This is a genomic window from Roseicyclus sp. (assembly GCF_052168335.1).
GTDB lineage: Bacteria > Pseudomonadota > Alphaproteobacteria > Rhodobacterales > Rhodobacteraceae > Roseibacterium.
The window spans coordinates 1-3,184 of the sequence record NZ_JBQLZP010000585.1 but is presented as its reverse complement, the minus strand read 5'-3'; the positions used below and the strand labels follow the sequence as shown (position 1 = coordinate 3,184).

General features: G+C 66.5%; 3 protein-coding genes. All 3 read right to left on the bottom strand.

The window, feature by feature from the left end; translation table 11 throughout:
- The coding region (locus ACTS11_RS17970; RefSeq protein ID WP_442641667.1) for a thiamine pyrophosphate-dependent dehydrogenase E1 component subunit alpha at nt 1–704 on the bottom strand (704 nt) is incomplete at its 3' end.
- Nucleotides 705–826: 122 nt separating this feature from the next.
- Entirely contained in the window at nt 827–2,125 is a 1,299-nt protein-coding gene (locus ACTS11_RS17965) for a M24 family metallopeptidase (protein WP_442641666.1), read from the bottom strand.
- Nucleotides 2,126–2,190: 65 nt separating this feature from the next.
- A complete protein-coding gene (locus ACTS11_RS17960) occupies nt 2,191–2,997 on the bottom strand; it encodes an SDR family NAD(P)-dependent oxidoreductase (protein WP_442641665.1) in 807 nt (268 codons plus the stop codon).
- Nucleotides 2,998–3,184: the final 187 nt, after the last annotated feature.

Here is a 3,184-nt window from a genome sequence, read left to right as displayed (position 1 = left end):
ATGAAGAACGGGCCCTCGCCCTTCCGCGCGCGCGCCACGAGCTTGCGCGCGAGGTCGTTGACCGCCAGCACGTCCTGCCCGTCGACCTGGTGGCTCTCGATCCCGAAGGCCTCGGCCCGCGCCATGATCGAGCCCGCCGCGATCTCCTCGGTCTTCGTGTACTCGGAATAGCCGTTGTTCTCGCAGGCGTAGATGACCGGCAGCTTCCAGAGCGCGGCCATGTTCATGACCTCGTACCAGAGGCCCTGCGCCGTCGCGCCGTCGCCGAAGAAGCAGACGGTCACGTCGTCCTGGCCGAGCAGTTTGGCACGAAGGGCCGATCCGGTCGCGATCCCCATCGACCCGCCGACGATGGCGTTGGCGCCGAGGTTGCCGTGGCTCTGGTCGGCGATGTGCATCGACCCGCCCTTGCCCCGGCAATAGCCCTCGGCCTTGCCGAGGAGCTCGCAGAACATCTCGCGGAACTCGGCGCCCTTGGCGACGCAATGGCCGTGGCCGCGATGGGTGGAGGTGATCCGGTCGTCGTCGGTCAGCGCCTCGCAGATGCCCACGGCCACGGCTTCCTCGCCGGAATACATGTGCGTCAGTCCCGGCATCTTGGCAGAGAGGTAGAGCTGGTTGGCGTTGTCCTCGAAGGTGCGGATGCGGACCATCTGGCGGTACATCCGCAGGTAGTCCCCGGTGTTGGTCTTGGGCTTGGCCATGGGTTGGGTCCTCTGAGGGCGTTTCTGCTTCATCCTGGCAAGAAAACTCTCGGGGGGTGCGGGGGGCAGACAGCCCCCCGCCGGGTCGGCCGCCGCAAGGCGGTCGACCCTCTCCCGAAGGCTCAGTACCGGTTGGCGATGGGAAGCTCCTCGGCCGGGAAGAGGCTGATCACCTCGCACCCCGTCTCGGTCACGACGACTTCCTCCTCGATCCGCGCAGCGGAGTAGCCGTCGGCGGCGGGGCAGTAGGTCTCGAGCGCGAAGACCATGCCGGTCCGGATCTCCATCGGATGTTCCAGCGACACCGCGCGGGAAATGATCGGCCGCTCGTGCAGCGCGAGGCCGAGCCCGTGGCCGAACTGGAGCCCGAAGGCCGCATCCTCGGAGGGGAAACCGAGCGATTCCGCCGTCGGCCAGACCTCGGCCACCTTGTCGGTGGTGACACCCGGCTTGATCATCGCGATCGAGGCGTCGATCCATTCCCGCGCCTTGACGTAGGCGTCGTTCTGCGCCGGCGTCGCGCGGCCGATGTTGAAGGTCCGGTAGTAGCAGGTCCGGTAGCCCTGGTAGGACTGCAGGATGTCGAAGAAGGCCTGGTCCCCCGGCCGGAACAGCCGGTCGGTGAAGTTGTGCGGATGCGGGTTGCAGCGCTCGCCCGAGATGGCGTTGATCGCCTCGACGTCGTCCGAGCCCATCTCGTAGAGGAGCTTGTTCGACAGCGCGACGATGTCGTTCTCGCGCACGCCCGGTTTCAGCTCCTCGTAGATCATGTGGTAGACGCCATCGACCATCGAGGCCGCCTGAGTCAGGAGCTGGATCTCGTCCCAGTTCTTGATCTCGCGGGCCGAGAGCATGATCTGCTGGCCGTCGACGACGTGAAGCCCCTCTTCCTGGAGTGCGTGGAACATGGCCGTCTCGGCATAGTCCACGCCCACCGGCATGTCGGCCATGCCCGCGTCCCGGATCAGCTGCGCGATCTGCTTGGCATATTTCTGCATCAAACCGAATTCCGGCGGGATCGTGCCGCGCATTCCGACCACGCCGGCGAGGCAGTGGTCTGGCTCCAGCCAGTCGGAATGGCGCTGGTGATGCACCGCTGCCGAGCCGAAGTCCCAGACATAGGGGCTGTCGTCGCCGGTCAGCAGGCAGAAGCGGCACATCTTGTCCCGCTCCCACTCGCCGATCTTGGTCGCCGAGACATAGCGGATGTTGTTCACGTCGAAGAGGAGGAGCGTCCCCGCGTCCGACGCCTGCAATGCGGCCCGCGTCCGGGCGAGGCGGTAGCGGCGCAGCCGGTCGTGGTCGATCCGGCGCTCGAAATCGACCGAGGTGTGACCCCAGGCGGGAAGGCGTTCGCGCCACTCCCAGTTCGGCTCGAGATCCTGCGGCGTCAGCAGGTTGGGCATCAGGGCGCGTGACATCGGAAATCTCCCTCCTGCGGGCGCTCGGCCCGCAACCATCTGTAGTCGCGTGGAAAATCGCGGCGTTACTGGATGCACCAGCCGCCATCGATGTGGATCATCTGGCCGGTCATGTAGTCGCTGTCGGACGACGCGAGGAACGAGGCCGTGCCGGTGATGTCGTCGGGATAGGACACGCGCTTGATCTGGAGCGCGTCGCGGACGATGTCCTCGTAGGCCTGGCCCTCCTTCTGCTTGAAGCCGATGTCCACGAGGTCCTTGTCGAGCTGCTCCCAGAGCGGCGTGACGACGACGCCGGGCGCGTATCCGTTGACGGTGATGTTGTGCTCGGCCAGCGCCACCGCACCGCAATGGGTCAGCGCGAGGCAGCCGTATTTCGAGGTGCAGTAGACCGTCACGTCCACGAGCGGCTTGCGCGAGGCGATGGAGCCCACGTTGATCAGCTTGTAGGGCGCGTCCAGCGGCCCCTGGGCGATCATCTGGCGCGCGGTCTCCTGCATGCCCAGCCACATGGCCTTGGTGTTGACCGTCATGATCATGTCCCAGTTGTCCTCATCGATATCCATGAAGAACCGGGGCTTGTTCAGGCCCGCGTTGAAGAGGCCGACGTTGATCGACCCGAAGGCGTCGACCGTCGCGGCGACGGCGTTCGCGTTGTCCTCGCGCTTGGTGACATCCATCCTGACGGCGATCGCGCGGCCGTTCCCGGCGCCGTTGATGCGGTCCGCAACCTCCCGTGCCGCCGCCTCGTCGAGGTCGCCGAGCGTCACGTTCGCACCCTGGGCGGCGAAGGCCTCGGCGTTGGCGGCGCCCATGCCGCGCGCGGCGCCGGTGATCAGGATGTTCTTTCCCTTCAGGCGGTTGGGGTCCATGTCTTCCTCCCTATTGAACCGGTTGTCGCAAGACGTCCTCGGCGCGCGCCTGCAGGCGCGACAGCGCCGCCTCCGGCGTGACCAGGCCGCGTAGCATGTCGTGAAGTTCCGTCCCGCAGAGCGTGACGATCTCCGAAATCTGCGGGATCGGCGGGCGCGGCCAGAACTGGAGCTCGTCGCGCCAGGA

Excerpts from the sequence above, each read along its gene's own strand:
- ACTS11_RS17965 (WP_442641666.1), bottom strand. The coding sequence starts at position 2,125 with ATGTCACGCGCCCTGATGCCCAACCTGCTGACGCCGCAGGATCTCGAG.
- ACTS11_RS17960 (WP_442641665.1), bottom strand. The coding sequence starts at position 2,997 with ATGGACCCCAACCGCCTGAAGGGAAAGAACATCCTGATCACCGGCGCC.